At 61.9% G+C, this 20,395-nt stretch carries 17 protein-coding genes; 2 read left to right on the top strand and 15 right to left on the bottom strand.

The features are described from left to right. Positions 1 to 27 precede the first annotated feature (27 nt). From AC3WS7_RS04080 to gabT, 9 genes are all read right to left on the bottom strand, one after another. Positions 28 to 1,521: an efflux transporter outer membrane subunit gene (locus AC3WS7_RS04080; protein WP_492655453.1), complete on the bottom strand. Its 1,494-nt coding sequence runs from the start codon at positions 1,519 to 1,521 to the stop codon at positions 28 to 30. After that, positions 1,514 to 2,038 carry a MarR family winged helix-turn-helix transcriptional regulator gene (locus AC3WS7_RS04075; RefSeq protein ID WP_492655452.1) on the bottom strand — a complete coding sequence of 175 codons (525 nt, stop codon included), beginning with the start codon at positions 2,036 to 2,038 and terminating at the stop codon, positions 1,514 to 1,516. The genes AC3WS7_RS04080 and AC3WS7_RS04075 overlap by 8 nt, the downstream gene beginning before the upstream one ends. A 127-nt stretch (positions 2,039 to 2,165) precedes the next feature. Beyond that, positions 2,166 to 3,638, bottom strand: coding sequence for an NAD-dependent succinate-semialdehyde dehydrogenase (locus AC3WS7_RS04070; RefSeq protein WP_492655451.1), 1,473 nt, complete (start codon positions 3,636 to 3,638; stop codon positions 2,166 to 2,168). A 100-nt stretch (positions 3,639 to 3,738) separates the two neighbouring features. After that, on the bottom strand, positions 3,739 to 4,683 hold the full coding sequence (gene speB, locus AC3WS7_RS04065; RefSeq protein WP_492655450.1) for an agmatinase: 945 nt from the start codon (positions 4,681 to 4,683) through the stop codon (positions 3,739 to 3,741). A 17-nt stretch (positions 4,684 to 4,700) separates the two neighbouring features. Further along, positions 4,701 to 5,519, bottom strand: a complete 819-nt coding sequence (locus AC3WS7_RS04060) for an ABC transporter permease (RefSeq protein WP_087494335.1) — start codon at positions 5,517 to 5,519, stop codon at positions 4,701 to 4,703. Between the two features lie 11 nt (positions 5,520 to 5,530). Then, positions 5,531 to 6,772 carry an ABC transporter permease gene (locus tag AC3WS7_RS04055; protein ID WP_492655449.1) on the bottom strand — a complete coding sequence of 414 codons (1,242 nt, stop codon included), beginning with the start codon at positions 6,770 to 6,772 and terminating at the stop codon, positions 5,531 to 5,533. Positions 6,773 to 6,799: 27 nt separating this feature from the next. Further along, on the bottom strand, positions 6,800 to 7,831 hold the full coding sequence (locus AC3WS7_RS04050) for an ABC transporter substrate-binding protein (RefSeq protein WP_296469896.1): 1,032 nt from the start codon (positions 7,829 to 7,831) through the stop codon (positions 6,800 to 6,802). Positions 7,832 to 7,877: 46 nt separating this feature from the next. Then, positions 7,878 to 8,972 carry an ABC transporter ATP-binding protein gene (locus tag AC3WS7_RS04045; protein ID WP_296469894.1) on the bottom strand — a complete coding sequence of 365 codons (1,095 nt, stop codon included), beginning with the start codon at positions 8,970 to 8,972 and terminating at the stop codon, positions 7,878 to 7,880. A 33-nt stretch (positions 8,973 to 9,005) separates the two neighbouring features. Continuing rightward, positions 9,006 to 10,298 (bottom strand): 4-aminobutyrate--2-oxoglutarate transaminase, encoded by a 1,293-nt coding sequence (gene gabT / locus AC3WS7_RS04040; protein WP_492655448.1) that lies wholly within the window; start codon positions 10,296 to 10,298, stop codon positions 9,006 to 9,008. A gap of 171 nt (positions 10,299 to 10,469) precedes the next feature. Here gabT and AC3WS7_RS04035 point away from each other — a divergent pair, with 171 nt between their 5' ends. Beyond that, entirely contained in the window at positions 10,470 to 11,894 is a 1,425-nt protein-coding gene (locus AC3WS7_RS04035) for an aminotransferase-like domain-containing protein (protein WP_492655447.1), read from the top strand. Between the two features lie 4 nt (positions 11,895 to 11,898). Here the strand turns inward: AC3WS7_RS04035 and AC3WS7_RS04030 are convergent, their stop codons facing one another. Genes AC3WS7_RS04030 through AC3WS7_RS04005 form a run of 6 tightly spaced genes read right to left on the bottom strand, consistent with a single transcriptional unit; the run spans position 11,899 to position 17,549 of the window. Further along, a complete protein-coding gene (locus tag AC3WS7_RS04030; protein WP_492655446.1) occupies positions 11,899 to 13,068 on the bottom strand; it encodes a fumarylacetoacetate hydrolase family protein in 1,170 nt (389 codons plus the stop codon). A 7-nt stretch (positions 13,069 to 13,075) separates the two neighbouring features. Then, positions 13,076 to 14,374 carry a TRAP transporter large permease gene (locus AC3WS7_RS04025; protein ID WP_296469882.1) on the bottom strand — a complete coding sequence of 433 codons (1,299 nt, stop codon included), beginning with the start codon at positions 14,372 to 14,374 and terminating at the stop codon, positions 13,076 to 13,078. Then, complete coding sequence (locus AC3WS7_RS04020) at positions 14,371 to 14,850, bottom strand: TRAP transporter small permease (RefSeq protein ID WP_492655445.1); 480 nt, start codon at positions 14,848 to 14,850, stop codon at positions 14,371 to 14,373. Before AC3WS7_RS04020 ends, AC3WS7_RS04025 begins: the two co-directional genes overlap by 4 nt. Before the next feature lie 12 nt (positions 14,851 to 14,862). Beyond that, entirely contained in the window at positions 14,863 to 15,864 is a 1,002-nt protein-coding gene (locus AC3WS7_RS04015; protein ID WP_492655444.1) for a sialic acid TRAP transporter substrate-binding protein SiaP, read from the bottom strand. Positions 15,865 to 15,897: 33 nt separating this feature from the next. Next, on the bottom strand, positions 15,898 to 16,812 hold the full coding sequence (locus AC3WS7_RS04010; protein ID WP_492655443.1) for a dihydrodipicolinate synthase family protein: 915 nt from the start codon (positions 16,810 to 16,812) through the stop codon (positions 15,898 to 15,900). After that, positions 16,809 to 17,549 carry a GntR family transcriptional regulator gene (locus AC3WS7_RS04005; protein ID WP_296469871.1) on the bottom strand — a complete coding sequence of 247 codons (741 nt, stop codon included), beginning with the start codon at positions 17,547 to 17,549 and terminating at the stop codon, positions 16,809 to 16,811. Before AC3WS7_RS04005 ends, AC3WS7_RS04010 begins: the two co-directional genes overlap by 4 nt. A 141-nt stretch (positions 17,550 to 17,690) precedes the next feature. On the opposite strand from AC3WS7_RS04005, the gene alaS reads away from it, so the two are divergent. Beyond that, positions 17,691 to 20,342 (top strand): alanine--tRNA ligase, encoded by a 2,652-nt coding sequence (gene alaS, locus AC3WS7_RS04000; RefSeq protein ID WP_492655442.1) that lies wholly within the window; start codon positions 17,691 to 17,693, stop codon positions 20,340 to 20,342. Positions 20,343 to 20,395 lie beyond the last annotated feature (53 nt).

The following is a 20,395-nucleotide window of genomic DNA, read 5'->3' as shown; positions in this document are numbered from 1 at the left end:
ATCAGGTTCGGTCGGTGTCTGAGGGGCTTAGTGGGCGGCGGTGTTGCCGGCCTGCGCGGTGCTGATGTCTGTCTCGTTGAAGCCACCACCCAGCGCGCGGATGAGTTGGATTTGCGTGTCCACACTGCGGGCCGCCAGGTCCACGCCCAATTTGCGCTGGGTCAGGACGGCGGTTTCTGCGGTGAGCACGTTGAGGTAGTTGCCCAAGCCGGCTTCAAAGCGTTGCACGGCAATGGCGTAGGCCGATTCGGCAGACTGTTGCGCCGCTTTCTGCTCCCGCTGCTGGCGGGAGATGGCTTGGGTGGAGGCGAGCTGGTCGGCCACGTCCCGCACCGCGTCGACGACGGCGGCGTTGTAGGTCTCGATGGCGGCGTCCAGGTCGGCGGTCTTGCCCTTGAGGTTGGCGCGCAAGCGACCACCTTCAAACAGGGGCAGGCGAATGGCCGGGCCCACGCCCCATTGCGCGCTGCTGCTTTGCACCAGCTTGTCAAAACCGATGCTCGAAAACCCGGCGAATGCGGTCAGGTTGATGTTGGGGTAGAACAGGGTCTTGGCGTTGTCCACGTCGCGGGTGGCCGCTTCCACACGCCAACGGGCAGCCACCACATCGGCGCGGCGGCCCAGCAGGTCCAGCGGCACGGTTTGCACTTTGGTCTGCGCATTTGCTATGGAATTGATAGCTGCTTGCGCAGGTTTTAAAAGCGCTAGCGGGCTGTTTTGTTGTGAAGTCAAGGCGCTGAGCGTGTTGAGCAACAAGGCTTCCTGTTCTCTGAGGACCTCGATCTGGAAGCGGGCATCCGGCAAACCACTCTCGCTTTGCTGGAGTTCAAGCTGGGTATCAAGGCCGGCTTGCAGGCGGTCCTGTACCAACTGCTTGGTCTGTTCGCGTTGGGTCAGGGTGCGCTGTGCGACTTCAAGTTGGGCCTGTACCCGCATCCATTGAAAGTAGCTGCGCGCCACATTGCTGGCCAGCAGCATGCGGGCAGCCTGGGCATCGGCCTGGGCGGCACGGCTTTGGCCGATGGCCGCATCGAGCGCTGCACGGTTCTTGCCGAACAGGTCCAGTTCCCAATTGCCGGAGGCTTGCAGGGTGGCAATGTCGCGCTCGCTGCCTGCAATCGGGGCGGGCACCAGGCCGTTGCGGGTGTAGAGCTGGCGAGTGGCATCCAGGCTGGCATTCAGTTGGGGGGCGCCCGCAGCGTCCGCGTTGTCGATGGACGCCATCACGCGCTGCACGCGGGCCTGGGCCACGCGCAGGCTGGGGTTGTTGGCCAGGGCCTTGTCCACCAGTTGGTTCAGTTGTTCATCGCCGTAGGCTTTCCACCATTGGCTGTTCAGGGCGACGCTGTCGGCCGGAATGGCTTGGGTGGACAGGCCGGCTTGCTGGGCTGCAACGGGCTTGGCCTGGGAAAAGATGCCGGAAAAATTGGCGCAGGCGCTCAGTGAGGCGAGTGCAGCCGCACTCAGGGCAAAGCGGCTCCAGCGCAGTGCCCGGGATGAGGCGGTGGTGGAATTAAACATGGGGCGTTTCGGTTTCTGTGTCGGGGATCGCGGGGGCGGCCTGGCTGGCAGCCTTGATGCGTTGGGCGTTGTCAAGAATGCGGCTCAGAAAGCCTTGGAGCGCTTCAAACTCTGCGCGACTAAAGCCCTCAAGATGGGCGTTTTGTACGTCGCTCAAGATGCGCGGGATATCGCCTGCAGCGGTCTTGCCAGCCGCGGTGAGTTCGAGGTTGACGACGCGGCGGTCTTGTTCGGAGCGCACCCGTTGGCACAGGCCTTTGGCCTCCATGCGGTCGAGCAGGCGGGTGGTCGCGCCGTTGTCGATCTCGCAGGCGCGGGCGAGTTCGGCCACTGTAGAGGCCTTCTTGGTGTAGAGCTTGAAGAGCGGAATCCACTGTGCATTGGTGAGCTCGGTGTGTGCGAGTTCCCGGTCAACGGCCTGGGCCACGTGATTGAGGATGCTGCGCATCAAGTACCCCATGCTGGCCTCCGGCTGGTAGTTGTCGGGGCTGTAAAACGGAGTCGTTGGTTTGGACATGGCGCGAATATTAATTGCCTAAGCAAATATTGTCAAGGCTGATATTGCATAGGCTGTTATTGTTTCGGCAAAGGCTTGGACGCAAAAAAGCCCGCCGAAGCGGGCTGATGTGGGGTGCCGAGTGGTTTTACTTCAGGATGTCGCCCAGGCAGAGGTACTTCACCTCGATGTAGTCGTCCATGCCGAAGTGCGAGCCTTCGCGGCCCAAGCCGGATTGCTTGACCCCGCCGAAGGGCACGTGTTCGGTGGCCAGAATGCCCACGTTCACGCCCACCATGCCGTACTCCAGCGCTTCGCCCACGCGGTAGATGCGGCCGATGTCGCGGCTGTAGAAGTAGCTGGCCAGGCCGAACTCGGTGGCGTTGGCCGCGTCAATGGCTTCCTGCTCGGTGGTGAACTTGAACACTGGCGCGAAGGGGCCAAAGGTCTCTTCACGGGCGCACAGCATGTCGGCGGTGGCGCCGGACACCACGGTGGGCTCGAAGAACTGGCCTTGCAGGGCGTTGCCGCCGGTTTCCACCTTGCCGCCCTTGGCCACGGCGTCCGCCACATGGCGCTTCACCTTGGCCACAGCGGCATCCTCGATCAGCGGGCCCTGCAGCACGCCGTCTTCAAAGCCGTTGCCCACCTTCATGGCTTTCACCCGGGCAGCGAACTTGGCGACGAACTGGTCGTACACACCGGCCTGCACGTAGAAGCGGTTGGCGCACACACAGGTCTGGCCGGCGTTGCGGTATTTGCTGGCCAAGGCGCCTTCCACGGCGGAGTCCACATCGGCGTCGTCGAACACGATGAAGGGCGCATTGCCGCCCAACTCCAGTGACAGTTTTTTGACCGTAGGCGCGCTTTGCGCCATCAGGATGCGGCCGACTTCGGTGGAACCGGTGAAGCTCAGGTGGCGCACCACATCGCTGGCGCAGATGACCTTGCCCACGGCAATCGACTGCTCGCTGTCGGCGGTGATCATGTTGAGCACACCGGCCGGGATGCCGGCGCGGATGGCCAGTTCGGCGGCTGCCAAAGCCGTCAGGGGTGTGAGTTCCGCGGGCTTGATGATGACCGGGCAACCGGCTGCCAAGGCAGGCGCCACCTTGCGGGTGATCATGGCCAGCGGAAAGTTCCAAGGCGTGATGGCCGCGCACACGCCGATGGGCTGCTTGATGACCATCAGGCGGCGGTTGTTGTCGAACTGGGGCAGGGTCTCGCCGTTGACGCGCTTGGCTTCTTCGGCAAACCACTCCACAAAGCTGGCGCCATAGGCAATCTCGCCCTTGGCTTCTGCAAAGGGTTTGCCTTGCTCGGCGGTCATGATGCGGGCCAAGTCTTCCTGGTTGGCCATGAGCAAGTCAAACCACTTGCGCAGGATGATGCTGCGCTCCTTGGCGGTTTTGCCTTTCCAGGCAGGCCAGGCGGAGTTGGCGGCGGCAATGGCGGCTTCAGCGTCTGTGGCACCGAGGTTGGCGACATCGGCCAGGTGCTGGCCGTTGGACGGATCGGTCACCGCAAAGCGGCTGGCGCCTTTGACCCATTGCCCGTTGATCAGGGCATCGGTCTTGAGCAGGCTGGGGTCTTTGAGCAGGGAAAGCGGCGATGTGGACATGGTGTCTCCTCGATATTTAAACAAAACTGGCTGCTGGCGCCCATGGAATATGCGCAAGCAGCTATGAAAAACGTAGCAATTACGGCTGCGGCATCTGCACTCAGCGCACCGGCACTCCGGGCAGCACACACAGCATCTCGTACAACAGGTTGGCCCCCAGCAGGGCGGTGTTGCCCGTGGTGTCGTAGGGCGGTGATACCTCCACCAAGTCTGCCCCAACGATATTAAGCCCACGGCAACCCCGGATGATTTCAAGCGCCTGTGGCACGGTCAGCCCGCCGATCTCCGGCGTTCCGGTGCCGCCGGCGTAGGCCGGGTCGATACCGTCAATGTCAAAGCTCAGGTAGCACGGAGTGTTGCCCACGCGCTGGCGCACTTGCTCCATCACCGGTGCCAACGACTGGTGCCACACCTCGTGGGCAGGCACCAGCGTAAAGCCCTGGCGGCGCGGCCAGTCGAAGTCGTCGGCCGCATAACCGGTGCCGCGCAATCCGATTTGGGTGACCTTGTTGCAGTCCAGTAGGCCTTCTTCCACCGCGCGGCGGAACGGTGTGCCATGCGCGATACGCTCGCCGAACATGTCTTCATTCACGTCCGCATGCGCATCCACATGCACCATCGCCACCGGGCCGTGCTTGGCGGCCATGGCCCGCAAAATAGGCAATGCAATGGTGTGGTCACCGCCCAGGGTGAGCGGTATGCAGCCATGGCCCAGCACTTCGGTGTAGCAGGCGGTGATGATGTCTACCGACTTGAGCAAAGAGTAAGTGTTGATGGGCACATCGCCCAGATCCGCCACCTGCAGGACATCAAATGGAGCGGCGCCGGTGGCCATGTTGTAGGGGCGCAGCAGACAGGACTCGGCACGGATCTGGCGCGGGCCGAAGCGCGCACCCGGGCGGTGGCTGGTGCCTATGTCCAGTGGTACACCGATGAAGGCGGCATCCAGCCCGTGGGCAGACGTGGCGACCGGCAGGCGCATCATGCTGGCGATGCCGCCGAAGCGCGGCATGGCATTGCCGGAGAGCGGTTGGTTCAAATCCATAGGGACAGGGTTCAGGATCAGGCTTTGCGGCCGCGCAGCCACTCCAGCACCAGCAACATGGTGGTGGTGAACAGGATCAGCAAGGTGGCCACGGCCGCAATCGTGGGCGAGATGTTTTCGCGGATACCGGTAAACATCTGGCGCGGCAGGGTAGTTTGCTCCGCACCCGCGAGGAACAGGGTGACCACCACTTCGTCAAACGAGGTGGCAAAGGCGAACAGTGCGCCGGAAATCACGCCCGGTGCAATCACCGGCAGGGTAACGCGCATGAAGGTGTTGAACGGTGTTTCGCCCAGGCTCAGCGAGGCACGCACCAGGTTGTGGTTGAAGTTGGCCAGTGTGGCCAGCACGGTGGTCAGCACAAAGGGCGCACCCATGGCCGCGTGCACTGCAATCAGGCCCACATAGCTGTCGCTCAGGCCCAAGGGGGCGAAGTACAGGTAGGTCGCCACGCCGATCACGATCACCGGGACGACCATGGGGGCGATCAGGAAGGCCATCAACAAACCCTTGAAACGGAACTCGGTGCGGGTCAGACCCACAGCGGCCAAGGTACCCAGTACGGTGGCAATCACAGTGGCGGCAGGCGCCACGATGAAGCTGTTGCGCATGGCGTTGGACCACTCGGGCGCGGTGAACAGGTGGCTGTACCACTTGGTAGACCAGCCTGGGATGGGGTAGGTCAAGAATGAGCTGCTGGAAAACGACAGCGGAATGATGGCCAGGATGGGCGCCAGCAAGTAGCCCAGCACCAGCACACACACAATGCGTAGCAGCCACCAACCGGCCTTGTCGGCCAGCGTGAAATAGAGGGGGAATTCAGGCAGTTTGAACATGGGTGTCTTTCTTATGCCAAGGCCAAGTCGGATTTGCCGATGCGGCGGTACACGGCATACAACACCAGGGTGGTGGCGAGCAGCAAGGCACCCAAGGCGCAGGCCATGCCCCAGTTGACTTCGACGTTGGTATAGCGGGCGATGTAGTAGCTCAGCATCTGGTCATCCGCGCCACCCAGCAGGGCCGGCGTGATGTAGTAACCAATGGCCAGAATGAACACCAGCAGCGCACCGGCACCCACACCAGGGAAGGTTTGCGGCACGTAGACCCGCACGAAGGCGGCCAGCGGAGCACTGCCCAGCGATACGGCAGCGCGCACATAGGTGGGCGGCACGCTCTTCATCACGCTGTACAGCGGCAGGATCATGAACGGCAGCAGGATGTGCACCATGGAAATGATCACGCCGGTGCGGTTGAACAGCAGCGCCAGTGGCTCGCTGATCACACCGATGCCCAGCAGCGCACCGTTGACCAGACCTTCTGATTGCAGCAACACGATCCACGCCGCCACCCGCACCAGGATGGAGGTCCAGAAAGGTACCAGCACCAGAATCATCAGCACGTTGGCTTTGCGCTCCGGCAAGGTGGAGAGCCAGTAGGCCAGTGGATAAGCCAGCACCAGGCACAGCAGGGTGACGATAAAGCTGATCTGGAAGGTGCGCACCAGAATGCCACCGTAGGCGCGCTGGTCTTCGGGCATGCGTTCGATATGGCCGTTGGCGTCGCGTTTCAGGTCCACCGAGGCCAGCAGGTAGTCGGGTGTCCAGCGGGCGCCGTTTTTGGCAATGGCCTGCCAGAACTCAGGCTCGGCCCAGCGGGCGTCTTTGTCCAGCAACTGCTGGCGCACAGTGTCTGCATCCCCTTCGATGGGCAAGGCCTTGTAGGCACCCATGATCAGCGAGCGGGCGCCGGGGGCTTCGGTATTCAGGCGGCGCGCCAAGGCGCCTGCATCTGCCGTGTCCGGCAGGTGCGATAAATCTTGAACCAAGGCGGCATAGGCGGCGGCTTGGGGTTGGGACGTGCGGTCCCAGCCGGCCAAGGCTTCTACCGTAGTGGGTAGGGCCTTGGCGACTTCGGGGTTTTCCACCGCGCGCATCAACAGAGCGGCAATGGGAACCAGCAGGGTCAGGAGCAAAAACACCAGCAAGGGCAGTGTCAGGCTGAAAGCCCGCCATTTGCGGCGGGACTCCGCACGGGAGAGTGCCGCACGGAGATCGCCCGGGGGCTGGATGGCACTGGCTTGCATGGACATGGGTTCAGGCTCCTGACGGTCTACGGATTACTGGGTGGCCCAGGCAGCAAAACGCTTTTCCAGAGCTTCGCCCTGGTCAGCCCAGAAGGTGGTGTTGAACTGCAAGGCTTCCTTGGCGTTCTTCTCGGAAGTCGGCAGGTCACCCAACACCTTGGCGCTGAGCTTGGACAAAGCCTTCTTGTTGGTCGGGCCGTAAGCGATGTTTTGGGCGTAGACGGCTTGGTTCTCAGGCTTCATGGCGAAGTTCAGGAACTTGTAGGCAGCGTCTTTCTTGGCAGTGCCTTTGGGGATGACCCAATAGTCCAGGTCATAAATGCCACCGGGCCAGTAAATCTGCAGGTTGCGGCCTTCGCGGTTGGCAGCATCAATGCGGCCGTTGTACACGGTGGACAAGACCACATCGCCAGCCACCAGGAACTGGGGCGCTTGGGCGCCGGCTTCCCACCATTGGATGTTGGGCTTGAGGGCGGTCAGTTTTTTGAAGGCGCGCTCTGCGCCGTCTTTGGTGGCCAGCACCTTGTAGACGTCAGCAGGCTTCACACCATCGGCCAGCAAGGCGAATTCGAGGTTGTAGCGGGCGCCTTTGCGCATGCCGCGCTTGCCGGGGATCTTGGTGGTGTCGAAGAAGTCAGCCCAGCTGGTAGGGGCTTTCTTGAGCTTGTCGCCGTTATAGGCCATCACGGTGGACCAGACAAAAATGCCCACGCCACATTCGGTCACAGCAGAGGGCAGCAGGTCGGCCTTGGGGGCGATTTTGCTGTAGTCGAGTTTTTCGAACAGGCCTTCGTCGCAGCCGCGGGCCACGTCGGGGGATTCCACTTCCACCAAGTCCCAAGTCACGTTCTTGGTTTCCACCATGGCCTTGATTTTGGCTTGTTCACCGTTGTATTCCACTGCAGTGACCTTGATGCCATCTTTGGCAACTGGCTCGTAGTACGCGGCCTTTTGGGCGTTGGCGTTAGCACCACCGAAGTTCACCACGGTAATGGCGTCTTGGGCATGGACATTCATCGCGAAGCAGGCAGCAACAGATGCCAATGCGATCAGGCTTTTTTTCATGGAGCAATTTCCTTTGGAGGTTGAGGAAGGGACAGGGAGAAAAACTTCAGAGCGCGTAGAGGCGCGTAAACGGAGTCGGGAACTCGAGGTGCACCGTGCTGCCCATGGCGGGCGGTGTAAGGGCGCATGCGTGGGTGAGCGGCAGCTTCACGGTGGCTTGTGCTTGACCGGTGCCCAGTTCGCATTGCAAGCGCACGTGGTCGCCGTAGTACACGATGCCGGCCACCTGTGCTGCCACCGTATTGAGAGCGGCCGGAGCTTGCACGTGCAGTGCAATCCGCTCGGGCCGCACACAGGCTTCCACTGCTGCGCCTGTAGCTGCATTGTTGACATTGATGCCCGGCAGCGTCTGGCCTTGGCCGAGAACGATGCAAGGAGCGTCTGCAGTACCACCCAAGGTGCCGCGCAGCACCGTGCTGTCGCCTACAAAGCCGGCCACAAAGCGGTTGCTGGGAGTTTCGTACAGGCTCTGGGCATCGGCCAGCTGCTGGATCACGCCTTCGTTGAACACCGCCACCCGGTCGCTCATGGTCAGGGCTTCACCCTGGTCATGAGTCACATACACAAAGGTCACACCCAGCTGGCGGTGCAGCTCTTTGAGTTCCAGCTGCATGTGTTCGCGCAACTGCTTGTCCAGCGCGCCCAAGGGCTCGTCCATCAGCACCAGTTGGGGCTCGAACACCAGCGCCCGTGCCAAAGCCACGCGCTGCTGTTGACCGCCCGAGAGGCGGGCGGGCAGGCGCTCGCCCATGCCGGTCAGGCGCACCATGTCCAGTGCCTTTTGCACCCGCTTGGTTTGCTCGTCTTTGGGTACTTTGCGCACGGTGAGCGGATAAGCCACGTTCTGTGCCACGGTCATGTGGGGGAACAGCGCGTAGTTTTGGAACACCATGCCGAAGTTGCGCTTGTGCGGCGGGGTGCGGGTGATCTGCTTGCCGTCGAGCAGGATGTCGCCTGCTGTGGGGGACTCGAACCCGGCCAGCATCATCAGGGTGGTGGTCTTGCCGGAGCCCGAGGGTCCGAGCAGGCTGAGGAATTCACCGCGCTGGATATCGAGGTTCAGCTCCCGCACCACCAGCTGCTCGCCGTCGTACGTTTTTTGTACGCCGCTAAAGCGCACCAAGGGTTCAGTAGAGGACATGTGTTTTTTGAGGAGCAGATTCAAAAGAGGCGATCAGGCCACGGCAGCAAAGCTGTCGGCCAGAATGGCCAGACCTTCTTCGAGCAGGGCGTCCGGCGCGGTCAGGGGCACCAGGATGCGGATGACGTTGCCGTAGGTACCGCAGGACAGCAGGATCAGCCCGCGGCGTGCAGCCTCTGTGACCACCTTCTTGGTCAATACGGCGTCAGGGCGGTGTACATCGCCACCTTCAAACAACTCGATGGCGACCATGGCGCCCAAGCCGCGGACGTCGCCGATAGCGGGCACCTTGGTGGCAATCGCCTTGAGCTTGTCCACCAGGAAGGTGCCCATGTCTTTGCTGCGCTGCAGGAGTTTTTCTTCTTCAAAGGCCTTGATCACCGCCAGTGCAGCGGCGCAAGCCACGGGGCTGCCGGCATAGGTGCCGCCCAAACCACCTGCGGCTGGCGCGTCAATCACGTCAGCACGGCCGACCACACCGGAGAGTGGGAAGCCACCGGCCAGGGACTTGGCGGTGGTAATCAAATCAGGAGCCACAGGCCATTGCTCGCAGGCAAACCAGGTACCGGTGCGGCCCGCGCCGGTTTGCACTTCGTCGGCAATCAACAAAATGCCGTACTTGTCGGCCATTGCCTTGAGGCCGGAGATGAACTCGGGAGGGGCCACGTAGAAACCGCCTTCGCCCTGCACCGGTTCCACAATGAAGGCAGCGACCCGTTCCGGTTCCACATCGTTCTTGAAAATCAGTTCCACCGAGTGCAGGGCATCTGCCACGCTTACACCATGCAGTTCATTGGGGAACAGGGCGTGGAACACTTCGCCGGGGAAGGGGCCGAAGCCCAGCTTGTAGGGCGCCACTTTGCCGGTGAGGCCCAGTGTGAAATTGGTACGGCCGTGGTAGCCACCGGTGAAGGCGATCACGCCGGGGCGCTTGGTGTAAGCGCGGGCGATCTTGATGGCGTTTTCCACGGCTTCGGCGCCGGTGGTCAGCAGCAGGCTCTTTTTGGCAAAGTTGCCGGGCGCCATTTCGTTCAAGCGCTCGCACACTTCCACATAAGGCTCATACGCCACTACCTGGAAACAGGTATGGGTATAGAGGTCGAGCTGGGCTTTGACCGCTTCGATCACCTGGGGGTGCAGGTGGCCGGTGTTGAGCACGGCAATGCCGCCAGCAAAGTCGATGAAGCGGCGGCCTTCGACATCCCAAAACTCGGAGTTCTTCGCGTTTTTGATGAAAATTTCATGGGCCTGACCGACTCCGCGAGCGACGGCTGATTGGCGGCGGGCATACAGGGCTGCGTTGTGAAGTTTGCGATCGGCTTGCATAAAGAGGTCCGGTGTTGTTGAACAGGTGGCGGAACTATAGAAACGGTTTGCACAATCCACCATGTACAGTGATATGAAAGTTTCGAGACACTGTGCAGGTCTAGAATCCTGTACAGGGTTTCCCTAGTTTGGTGCGCAAGCCGCATGGTCAGTTCGTCGTTTTGTCCCCCGATGCTCACACTCAGTACGGAAATTTCAACACCTTTGGTCAGCCAGATCGTGGACGGGTTGCGCGGCCTGATTGCAGGGCAAGTGCTCAAGCCCGGTAGCAAACTGCCATCTATCCGAGCATTTGCTGCGTCCCACAATGTGAGTGTGTTTACAGTGGTGGAGGCCTACGATCGCTTGGTCGCGCAAGGCTGGCTGGTGTCCCGCGCGCATGCTGGTTTTTTTGTCAAACGCCGTGACGATTTTTCCGGCATGGCTGGTGGAGCTATCCTGTTGCCACCAGAGACGCCCCGTTTTGATGCGCGTTGGTATCTCAAGCAGATATTCGAGAACCGAAATTTGCCACTCAAGCCAGGGTGTGGGTGGTTGCCGCATGATTGGTTGTTTGGTGACGCGGTGCGCCGCAGCATGCGCCAGCTCTCCACGGATGGGCCTGAACTTGACGGCTATGGTCTTCCGTATGGACATATGGCCCTGCGCATGATCATTGCAGAGTCGTTGGGAGAGCAGCACATTTCTGTTGAGGCCAGCCAGGTGCTGATGACCCATGGCTCCAGCCAGGCGTTGGATCTGGTCGCCCGTTGTCTGCTCAAGCCTGGCGACACGGTGCTGGTGGACGACCCCGGCTACCCCAACTTGATGTACATGCTGCGCTTTTTGGGTGTGCAGCTGTTAGGGGTGCCACGCACGCCCACGGGCTACGACTTGCCTGCGCTGGAGGCCCTGCTGCAGACCCACCAGCCCAAAGCATTCTTTACGCAACCCCGCTTGCAGAGTCCTTCCTGCTCCGTCGCTTCCACCGCACAGCTCCATCGTCTGCTGCAGTTGGCAGATCAGCATGACTTTGTGCTGGTGGAAAACGATATTTATGCGGACATGGATGTCTCCGTACGTGCCACGCTGGCAAGTCTGGATCAGTTGCGGCGCGTGATCTATGTGGGTAGTTATTCCAAAACCATTTCTCCAAATTTGCGTGTAGGCTACCTTTTGGCCCGCGCGGATCTGTTGGCAAATTTCGTGCAACTGAAGATGATTGCCGGTCTCACCTCGTCTGAGATCGCTGAGCGCGTGACCTTTGGTGTCATCACAGACGGGCGCTGGCGCAAGCACTTGAAGTCCTTGCGAGACCGGTTGGGCGATGCCCAACGCAAGGTCGGAAGGCGGCTCGACAGTCTGGGCTTTGAGCTCTTTCATGAGCCTGAAGCTGGCATGTACCTGTGGGCCCGCCACCCTGATTTACCCGACAGCGCGGAGCTCTCCCATGCGGGAACCGGGGAGGGCATCATGTTGGGGCCCGGGCAGTTGTTCTTGGTAGACCCTCGCACGACGGGCTGGTTGCGTTTCAACGTGGCCTTTTGCGAGGACGAGCGTTTGTGGCGCTTTCTGGAACAGCGTATCGAGATGGCCCAGCGCGTCGCGCAGGACTGAGCGCTCAGAGCAACCCGCGCTTAGCCAAGTTGCGCATCAGGTGCGAAGCGCCGAAAGTCCAGGGTGGGCAGTGGTCGGTGTGCTGCATGCGGTTGCGTAGCGTGCCGAGCTTGGCGCTGGTGATGGTCACCACATCGCCCAGCTTGTGGGTGAAGCCGCTGCCAGGGGCGTCGCGGTCTTGCACGGGGGCGAACAGCGTGCCCAAAAACAGCATGGCACCATCGGGGTACTGGTGGTGGGGCCCCATGAGCTGGCCGGCCAGTGCCAGCGGGTCGCGGCTGATGCGGGCCATGGAGGAGTAGCCGTCCATCACAAACCCGTCTTCACCTTCCACCCGCAAGCTCAGCTCCGCTTGGCGCACGTCGTCGATGCTGAAGCTGGCATCAAACAGGCGAATGAAGGGGCCAATGGCGGCCGAGGCATTGTTGTCCTTGGCCTTGCCCAGCAAGAGTGCAGAGCGGCCTTCCACATCGCGCAGGTTCACGTCATTGCCCAGGGTGGCGCCAACCACCTGGCCGCGGGAATTGATGGCCAGTACCACTTCGGGCTCGGGGTTGTTCCAGTGCGACGCCGGGTGCAGACCGGCGTCGGCGCCACTGCCCACTGCCGCAAGCACCGGGGCCTTGGTAAAGATTTCTGCGTCCGGCCCGATGCCCACCTCCAGGTACTGGCTCCACACACCTTGCGCAATCAGCACCTGTTTCAGTGCCATGGCCTGTTCGGAACCAGGCGTCAGCTTGGAGAGGTCGTCGCCAATCAGTGCCTGAATTTCGGTGCGGATGGCGGCCGCTGCAGCCGGGTTGCCGCGCGCCTTTTCCTCAATGACCCGTTCCAGCATGGAGGTGGCGAAAGTCACACCGGCTGCCTTGATGGCCTGCAGGTCACACGGCGCCAGCAACCAGGGGCGGTCTTGTTTGCCTGGGTAGGCGCTGCTGTTGGCCAGCAACTCTTCAAGGGTACAAAGCACGTCGCCCTTGGCGGCACGCAGGGCCGCGGCGGGGTCGGGGGCTTCGCAGACATCGCGCACGGTGGGGTAGCTGGCGCTGATATCTACCACCATGCCGTCGCGCAGTGCCACCACACTGGGGCCTTGCGCATCAGGTCGCCAGATGCGACCCACCAGCGCACCGTGGGTGCCATCGTGGGGGAGGGTGTTGTCAGGGGTGAGTTGCATGGTGGGGTTATCCGGTTACATAGCCCATGGTCTGGGGCAGCCAAAGCACGATTTGGGGGAAGCAGGTGATCGCCAGCAGCAGGCACAGCAGCATCACTAAAAAGGGCCAGCCTTCTTTCATCATCTCGCCAATCGGGATGCCGGTGAGCGCCTTGGTGACGAAGAGCAGCATGCCAAAGGGCGGGTGGATCAGGCCAATCATCATGTTGAGCACCACCAGCACACCAAAGTGCACCAGGTCCACGCCCAGCAACTTGGCCGCAGGCAAGAGCATGGGCACAAACACCAGCAGCAGCACCGACACATCCAGAAAGCATCCCAGCACCAGGAACATGACGTTCACCAGCAGCAGGAACTGGATTTTGGTGAGGTGCATGCTGTCCACCCACATCGCCATGCTTTGCGGCACACCTTCGGCGGTGAAGGCGTAGTTCAGCATGAAGGAGCCGGCCAGAATGATGGTGATGACCGCACTGCCACGGGTGGATTCCAGCACCACGCCCCAGAAGCTGCGCCAAGTGAGTGCCCGGAAGAAGACGGTCGACAAAATCAGCGCGTGCAAGGCTGCAACCGCCGCTGCCTCGGTGGGGGTGAAGGCGCCCGAGTAAATGCCACCGAGCAAGACGATGGGCATGGACAGGGGCAGCGCGCCGCGGAAGATCAGGCCGGCCCATTCCGAGCGTGGTACAGGCTCGTCGCGTGGCATATTGCGTTTGACCGCAATGATGTGCACCACGCCCATCATGAGCCCCGCCATCAGGAGGCCGGGAACTACGCCGCCCAGGAACAGTGCGCCCACCGATGCGCCTGACACCAGCGCGTAAATCACCATGGGAATGCTGGGCGGAATGATGGGGCCCAGCGTGGCGCTGGCCACCACCACGGCGCCGGCAAAGCCACGGGTATATTCGGGCTTTTTGAGCATCTGGCGGATGGTGACCAGACCGGGGCCTGCCGCATCGGCAATCGCGCTGCCGCTCATGCCCGAAAAGATCACACTCACCAGGATGTCCACCTGCGCCAGGCCGCCACGCATGCGGCCCACCAGAATGCGGCAGAAGTCAAAAATGCGCTCACTCACAGTGCCGGCATTCATGATGTTGGCGGCAAAGACGAACAGCGGTACGGCCAGCAGCACATAGCTGTTGTACAGGCCATTGCCCACTTGCTCGGCCACCAGGCCAATGTCTTGGCCTTTGACCAGCAGGTAGGCCACACCGGACACCAGCATGGAAAAACCGATCGGCATACGCAGCAGCAGGCCTGCCACCATCACGGCAACAAGAATCCAGATTCCAGAGGTCATAGTCGTAGTTCCGCTTCCAGGCCAATGCCACGCACGGCGTTCCAGATGGCCCAGGCGCTGCGGATGACCAAGGCGATCAGCAGCAGCACAAACGGCAAGAAAATCCACATAAATGGCAGACCCAACACGGGCGAGCCTTCGCGGGCCATGAAGCGCACGTAGTCCAAACTGGCGGGTATGGCGACCAGGGCCAGGCCACCGATCATCAGGTTGCCGACGATGCGCATGGCTTGGCGGGTGCGGGTGTTGACGCTGTTCCACACCAGATCAAACACCACATGTTCGCGCTCGGGCACCACGGCGGCGGCGGCCCACAGGATCACCCACACATACAAAATCACGGCCGCCTCATCGGTCCATGGCAGCGGCTTGTTGAAGCCAAACCGTGCCACGATCTGGATGATGAAGACGACAAACAGGGTCAGAAAAAAACCGCCGCCCAAAAGGTTGGCGGCCTGTTGCAATCGACGCAGCATGTTGTGTGCGTCTTACTTGGTCGCGTTGATGCGGTCCAGCATTCCCTTGGGCCAGACCTTGGCGTAGTCGGATGCCTGGTAGGTGGTCTGTACCGATTTGCGGAATGCGTCTACATCGGGGGTGATGACCTGCAGGCCTTCTTTCTTGAAGAACTCGACCAGCTGGCCTTCTTCCTTGATGCGGTTTTCGTTGTTGTAGGCCGCAGCCGCCTGCGCGGCGGCTGTCACCTTCTGCTTTTGTGCGGCAGTGAGTGCGTTGAAGCTCTTGTTGGAGATGGCAATGAAGATGCCATCCACCAGGTGGCTGGTCAACACGATTTGCTTGGTCACCTCGTAGAACTTGGCGGCGCGCACGGAGGGCAGGGGGTTGTCCTGGCCGTCGATGGTGCCGGTCTTCAGGCCCATATAGACCTCGCCAAAGGCCAGTGGGGTTGCGGTCGCGCCCAGGGCTTCACCCAGGAACAGCCACTCCTTGGAGCCGGGCATGCGCAGCTTCACGCCTTTCAGGTCGGCCGGGATCTTGACCGGTTTGGCCTCACGCATGTTGACCTGGCGGGTGCCCAGGTACACGGTGGCCAGGGGTGTGACTTCCATCTTTTCGGACACCAGCTTGAACAGCTCGGCGCCGATGGGGCCATTGAATATCTTTTGCTGCTGATCGGGGTCACGCACCACGTAGCCTGCCGTGAAGATGGAGAACTCTGGCACCAGCTTGGCAATGTCAAATGCCGAGATGCTGGACAGCTCCAGGTTGCCACGTGCCATGGCGGCGGGCTCCGTCCCTTGTTTGAACAGCGTGGCGTTCAGGTTGATCTGCACATCAAATTCGCCGGGCGCCGTTTTTTCCAGCTGCTCCTTGAACACAGTCCACATCTTGGCGTGCCAGTCGTCCGGCACCGCTGGGGTGGAAATGCGCAACACCGTTTTGGATTGCGCCATGGCGGGCAGGGCGCTGGCGCCCAGGGCGGCAGCGGCACCCAGCAGGGTGCGGCGGTTCAGGTGGGAAGTGGTCATGGTTGTGTCTCCTTTAGTTATTGCAATATCAACTCACAGGTGGCTCAAAGCGCTACCGATGGCACGATAACCGCTGCGCACGGTTTCCAGCTCGGTGTTATCCAAGGGGCTCAGTGGCGCGCGCATGGTGAGCCACGCATCATCGCCGGTTTGTTCTGCCAGCATGGCCTTGTACACCCCCACAAAGGGTATGCCAGGCTTGATGGAGAGCAGCTTGAGCAGGTCCAGAATCAGCTGGGCATCCGCGGGCGCCACTTTATCCGGTGCGCTCATCACACGCTTCATCAGGCGCGGTGCAATATTGGCCAGCCCGTTGATGGAGCCGGAGCCGCCTTCACACATCACGGGGGCCACATCGGGCTCGGCACCCACCAGGATGGCCAGTTGCGGGAAAGCACGCGCCAGCGCCAGCGAGTGTGCGCGGTCGCCGCTGCTGTCCTTCACGCCCACCACCTGGCCGGGGTGTCGGCGCACCAGTTCGGCGATGGTGGCGTGGGAGAAACCAAAGGTGCTCATGGCAGGGAAGTGGTAGAGCAGCAGCTTCAAGCCATCGTCACCAATGCCGCGCACCACTTGCGACACGGCCTCGATGATGCCCGCGTCGCGCGGCTGGTTGAAGAAGAAGGGGGGCATCAGCATCTGCCGGTGCACACCCAGGCGGCTGGCGTGCTGGCCCAGTTCAATCGCTTCGCCCAAGGCCAGCGCCGTGGTGGTGACGATGATCTGGTCGGCGCGAATGCCTGCGCCCAACAGGGATTCGAGCAAGCCCTTGCGCTCCGCCATGGTGAAGGCCGGGCCCTCGCCGGTGGTGCCAAACAGGGTCACGCCGTCGCAGCCTGCGGCCAGCATGCGCTGGGCATGGGCCAGGGCGCGCGGGGTATCGAGTGCGCCGGTGGCGGTAACGGGTAGCAAGAGGGCAGGCCAGAGGCCGTGGATATCGGGGTTCAAACGTTTCTCCTTGGGGGGTGGGGGGTGTTCCATTCGCTGCGCACTTGATCCAACGGTGCATTCATCACGCGGCTGCGTGCACTGCTGATGTGGTCTTCGAGCAGCTCCACGGCCAGTGCGGCGTTGCGCTGGCGCAGGGCTTCAATAAATCGCAGGTGCTCCTGCATCGCCGGTATCAGGCGGCTGGGTGTGATCACGCTGTGCTCCAGCTTGATCAGGCGCACACGCAGGCTGTTCACGCGGTACTGCTCGGAAATGATGTCGTTGCCCAGCGCATCGACCATGCGGTCGTGCAGGCCCCAGTCCACGGCCTGGGCATCGTCCAGCAGGGCCACGTCATTCAGAGCATCGGGAGCTTCGGCGCGCTGCAGGATGTCGCGGTGGCTGGCCTCGATGGCGGCCAGCTCGGTCTCGCTGGCGCTGCGCACAAAGTTCAGCACGGCCTCACGCTCAATCATGGAGCGCACCTGGAAGGCATTGCGGATCAGTTTCAGGTCCACATGCGCCACCTGCAGGCCGCGCTGGGGCACGGTTTTCACCAGCCCGGCGGCCTCCAGGCGCGGAATCATCTCGCGCACCGCGCCCAAGGGCATGTCCAGCAGTGCCATCAGCTCGCGTTGCGAGATGAATTGCCCGGCGCGGATGCCGCCCGTAAAAATTTGTTGCGTGAACCCTTGGTAGGCCCGCGCACGCTGGCTGGTGGTGTCGTCGGGGGCGGTGGCTGCAGCCTGTGTCATAACTAACATGTTAGTTAAATTTCAACACGTGCATCATGGTGTTTACCCTTGCTTGGGGCCTTGCGGGGCGCGGGCGGGCGATCGGCGCGGGGCGGCGATAATATAAGGCTCTATTGACCCCACGCGCGAAGAAAACCTGACATGACCCAGCCCGTAATGAGTGTTGCCGACATTCGCAAAACCTTCCTCGACTTCTTTGCCTCCAAGGGCCACACCGTGGTGGCGTCCAGCCCGCTGGTGCCGGGCAACGACCCCACGCTGATGTTCACCAACTCCGGCATGGTGCAGTTCAAGGACGTGTTTCTGGGTACCGACAAGCGCTCGTATGTGCGCGCTGCGTCCGTACAGGCCTGCCTGCGTGCCGGCGGCAAACACAACGATCTGGAAAACGTGGGCTACACCGCCCGCCACCACACCTTCTTCGAGATGCTGGGCAACTGGAGCTTTGGCGACTACTTCAAGAAGGAGAGCCTGAACTGGGCTTGGGAGTTGTTGACCACGGTTTACAAGTTGCCCGCAGAAAAGCTGTATGCCACGGTGTACCTTGAAGACGACGAGGCCTATGCCATCTGGGAAGATATCTTTGTCAAGTCCGGCTGGACGCCTGAGCGCGTGAAGCAAGAGGGGCGCATCATCCGCATTGGCGACAACAAGGGTGGCCGCTACAAGAGCGACAACTTCTGGATGATGGCCGACACCGGCCCCTGCGGCCCCTGCAGCGAGATCTTCTACGACCATGGCGCCCACATCCCCGGCGGCCCTCCCGGCAGCCCGGACGAAGATGGCGACCGCTTCATCGAGATCTGGAACAACGTGTTCATGCAGTTCAACATGGACGAAACCGGTGCCGTCACTCCCTTGCCCGCACCCTGCGTGGACACCGGCATGGGCCTGGAGCGCCTGGCGGCCATCCTGCAGCACGTGCACAGCAACTACGAGATCGACCTGTTCGATGCGCTCATCAAGGCGGCGTCGCGCGAGACGGGTTGTACCGACCTGGGCAACAAGAGCTTGCGCGTGATTGCCGACCACATCCGCGCCACCGCTTTCCTGGTGAGCGACGGTGTCATCCCCAGCAACGAAGGCCGTGGCTACGTGCAGCGCCGCATCGTGCGCCGCGCCATCCGTCACGGCTACAAGCTGGGCCAGAAGACCCCGTTCTTCCACAAGCTGGTCAAGGACCTGGTGCAGGTCATGGGCGCGGCCTACCCCAACATGGCGTCGCAAGAAGCCCGCATCACCGAGGTGCTGCGTGTGGAAGAAGAGCGTTTCTTTGAAACGCTGGCCACTGGCATGCAGATTTTGGACGAGGCCCTGGCTGGCGGCGTGAAAGTGTTGCCTGGTGATGTGGCCTTCAAGCTGCACGACACCTACGGGTTCCCGCTCGACCTGTCGGCCGACGTATGCCGCGAAAACGGGGTCGAAGTGGACAGCGCTGGCTTCTCCGCCGCCATGGAAGCGCAAAAGGCTAAGGGCCGCGCCGCCGGCAAATTCAAGATGGACAAGGCGCTGGAGTACACCGGTGCAGGCAACACCTTCGTGGGCTACGAGCACCTGACCCAAGCTGCAAAAATCGTAGCGCTCTACGCAGACGGTACGCCGGTTAGCGAGCTAAAAGCCGGTCAAGACGGCGTGCTGGTGCTGGATACCACGCCGTTCTACTCCGAAAGCGGCGGCCAGGTTGGTGACGAAGGCGCGGTGTTCTCGGACGCCGGCCTGTTTGAGGTGGGCGACACCCAAAAAATCAAGGCCGACGTGTTCGGCCACCACGGCACGCTGAAGACTGGCAGCCTCAAGGTAGGCGATAGCGTCACCGCGCATGTGGACGCCGCCAAGCGCGCCGCCACCGTGCGCAACCACAGCGCCACCCACCTGATGCACAAAGCCCTGCGCGAAGTGCTGGGTGAGCATGTGCAGCAAAAGGGCAGCCTGGTGAATGCCGAGCGCACCCGTTTTGACTTTGCGCACAACGCCCCCGTGACCGATGCGCAGATTCGCCAGATCGAAACCATCGTTAACGCCGAGGTGCTGGCCAACGCCGCTGCCCAAGCGCGTGTCATGGACATCGAGTCGGCCCAGAAGACTGGCGCCATGATGTTGTTCGGCGAGAAATATGGCGAGACCGTGCGCGTGCTCGACATCGGCTCCAGCCGCGAACTCTGCGGCGGCACCCACGTGCAGCGCACCGGTGACATTGGCCTGTTCAAGGTGGTGGGCGAGAGCGGTGTGGCCGCAGGCGTGCGCCGTGTGGAGGCCGTGACCGGCGCCAACGCACTGGCCTACCTGCAAGACCTGGAAGACACCGTGGGCGCAGCCGCCGCCACGCTCAAGGCGCCCGTGGCGGAGCTGGGTGGTCGCCTGGGCCAGGTGCTGGACCAGATGAAGGCGCTGGAAAAAGAAGTGGCCGCCTTGAAGGGCAAGCTGGCGTCTGCCCAGGGCGACGAACTGGTTGGCAGCGCGGTGGACGTGAATGGCGTGAAGGTGCTGGCCGCCAAGCTGGACGGTGCCGATGCCAAGACCCTGCGCGACACCATGGACAAGCTCAAGGACAAGCTCAAGACCGCCGTCATCGTGCTGGGCGCGGTGGATGGCGACAAGGTGCAAATCGCCGCGGGTGTGACCAACGACACCACGGGCAAGGTCAAGGCCGGTGAGCTGGCCAACTTTGTAGCCGCGCAAGTGGGTGGCAAGGGCGGCGGCAAGGCCGACATGGCCATGGCCGGTGGTACCGAGCCCGCCAAGCTGGCAGGCGCGCTGGCCAGTGTGCAGGCCTGGGTGACTGCCAAGCTGTGACCGGGTGCCTTTTGCTATCAAAAGGGGAGCTGCTCGCGCATATTCTATGCGGG

The organism is Rhodoferax sp. EU05-FHT12H12 (assembly GCF_058791215.1).
This window is presented reverse-complemented; position numbering and strand designations above follow the sequence as displayed.

What these genes read in the sequence shown, in the direction of transcription:
- AC3WS7_RS04055 (WP_492655449.1), bottom strand. Translation starts at nt 6,772, where the DNA reads ATGTCCATGCAAGCCAGTGCCATCCAGCCCCCGGGCGATCTCCGTGCG.
- alaS (WP_492655442.1), top strand. Translation starts at nt 17,691, where the DNA reads ATGACCCAGCCCGTAATGAGTGTTGCCGACATTCGCAAAACCTTCCTC.
- AC3WS7_RS04030 (WP_492655446.1), bottom strand. Translation starts at nt 13,068, where the DNA reads ATGCAACTCACCCCTGACAACACCCTCCCCCACGATGGCACCCACGGT.
- AC3WS7_RS04075 (WP_492655452.1), bottom strand. Translation starts at nt 2,038, where the DNA reads ATGTCCAAACCAACGACTCCGTTTTACAGCCCCGACAACTACCAGCCG.
- AC3WS7_RS04070 (WP_492655451.1), bottom strand. Translation starts at nt 3,638, where the DNA reads ATGTCCACATCGCCGCTTTCCCTGCTCAAAGACCCCAGCCTGCTCAAG.
- AC3WS7_RS04050 (WP_296469896.1), bottom strand. Translation starts at nt 7,831, where the DNA reads ATGAAAAAAAGCCTGATCGCATTGGCATCTGTTGCTGCCTGCTTCGCG.
- AC3WS7_RS04025 (WP_296469882.1), bottom strand. Translation starts at nt 14,374, where the DNA reads ATGACCTCTGGAATCTGGATTCTTGTTGCCGTGATGGTGGCAGGCCTG.
- AC3WS7_RS04020 (WP_492655445.1), bottom strand. Translation starts at nt 14,850, where the DNA reads ATGCTGCGTCGATTGCAACAGGCCGCCAACCTTTTGGGCGGCGGTTTT.
- speB (WP_492655450.1), bottom strand. Translation starts at nt 4,683, where the DNA reads ATGGATTTGAACCAACCGCTCTCCGGCAATGCCATGCCGCGCTTCGGC.
- gabT (WP_492655448.1), bottom strand. Translation starts at nt 10,298, where the DNA reads ATGCAAGCCGATCGCAAACTTCACAACGCAGCCCTGTATGCCCGCCGC.
- AC3WS7_RS04015 (WP_492655444.1), bottom strand. Translation starts at nt 15,864, where the DNA reads ATGACCACTTCCCACCTGAACCGCCGCACCCTGCTGGGTGCCGCTGCC.
- AC3WS7_RS04080 (WP_492655453.1), bottom strand. Translation starts at nt 1,521, where the DNA reads ATGTTTAATTCCACCACCGCCTCATCCCGGGCACTGCGCTGGAGCCGC.
- AC3WS7_RS04005 (WP_296469871.1), bottom strand. Translation starts at nt 17,549, where the DNA reads ATGACACAGGCTGCAGCCACCGCCCCCGACGACACCACCAGCCAGCGT.
- AC3WS7_RS04060 (WP_087494335.1), bottom strand. Translation starts at nt 5,519, where the DNA reads ATGTTCAAACTGCCTGAATTCCCCCTCTATTTCACGCTGGCCGACAAG.
- AC3WS7_RS04045 (WP_296469894.1), bottom strand. Translation starts at nt 8,972, where the DNA reads ATGTCCTCTACTGAACCCTTGGTGCGCTTTAGCGGCGTACAAAAAACG.
- AC3WS7_RS04035 (WP_492655447.1), top strand. Translation starts at nt 10,470, where the DNA reads ATGCTCACACTCAGTACGGAAATTTCAACACCTTTGGTCAGCCAGATC.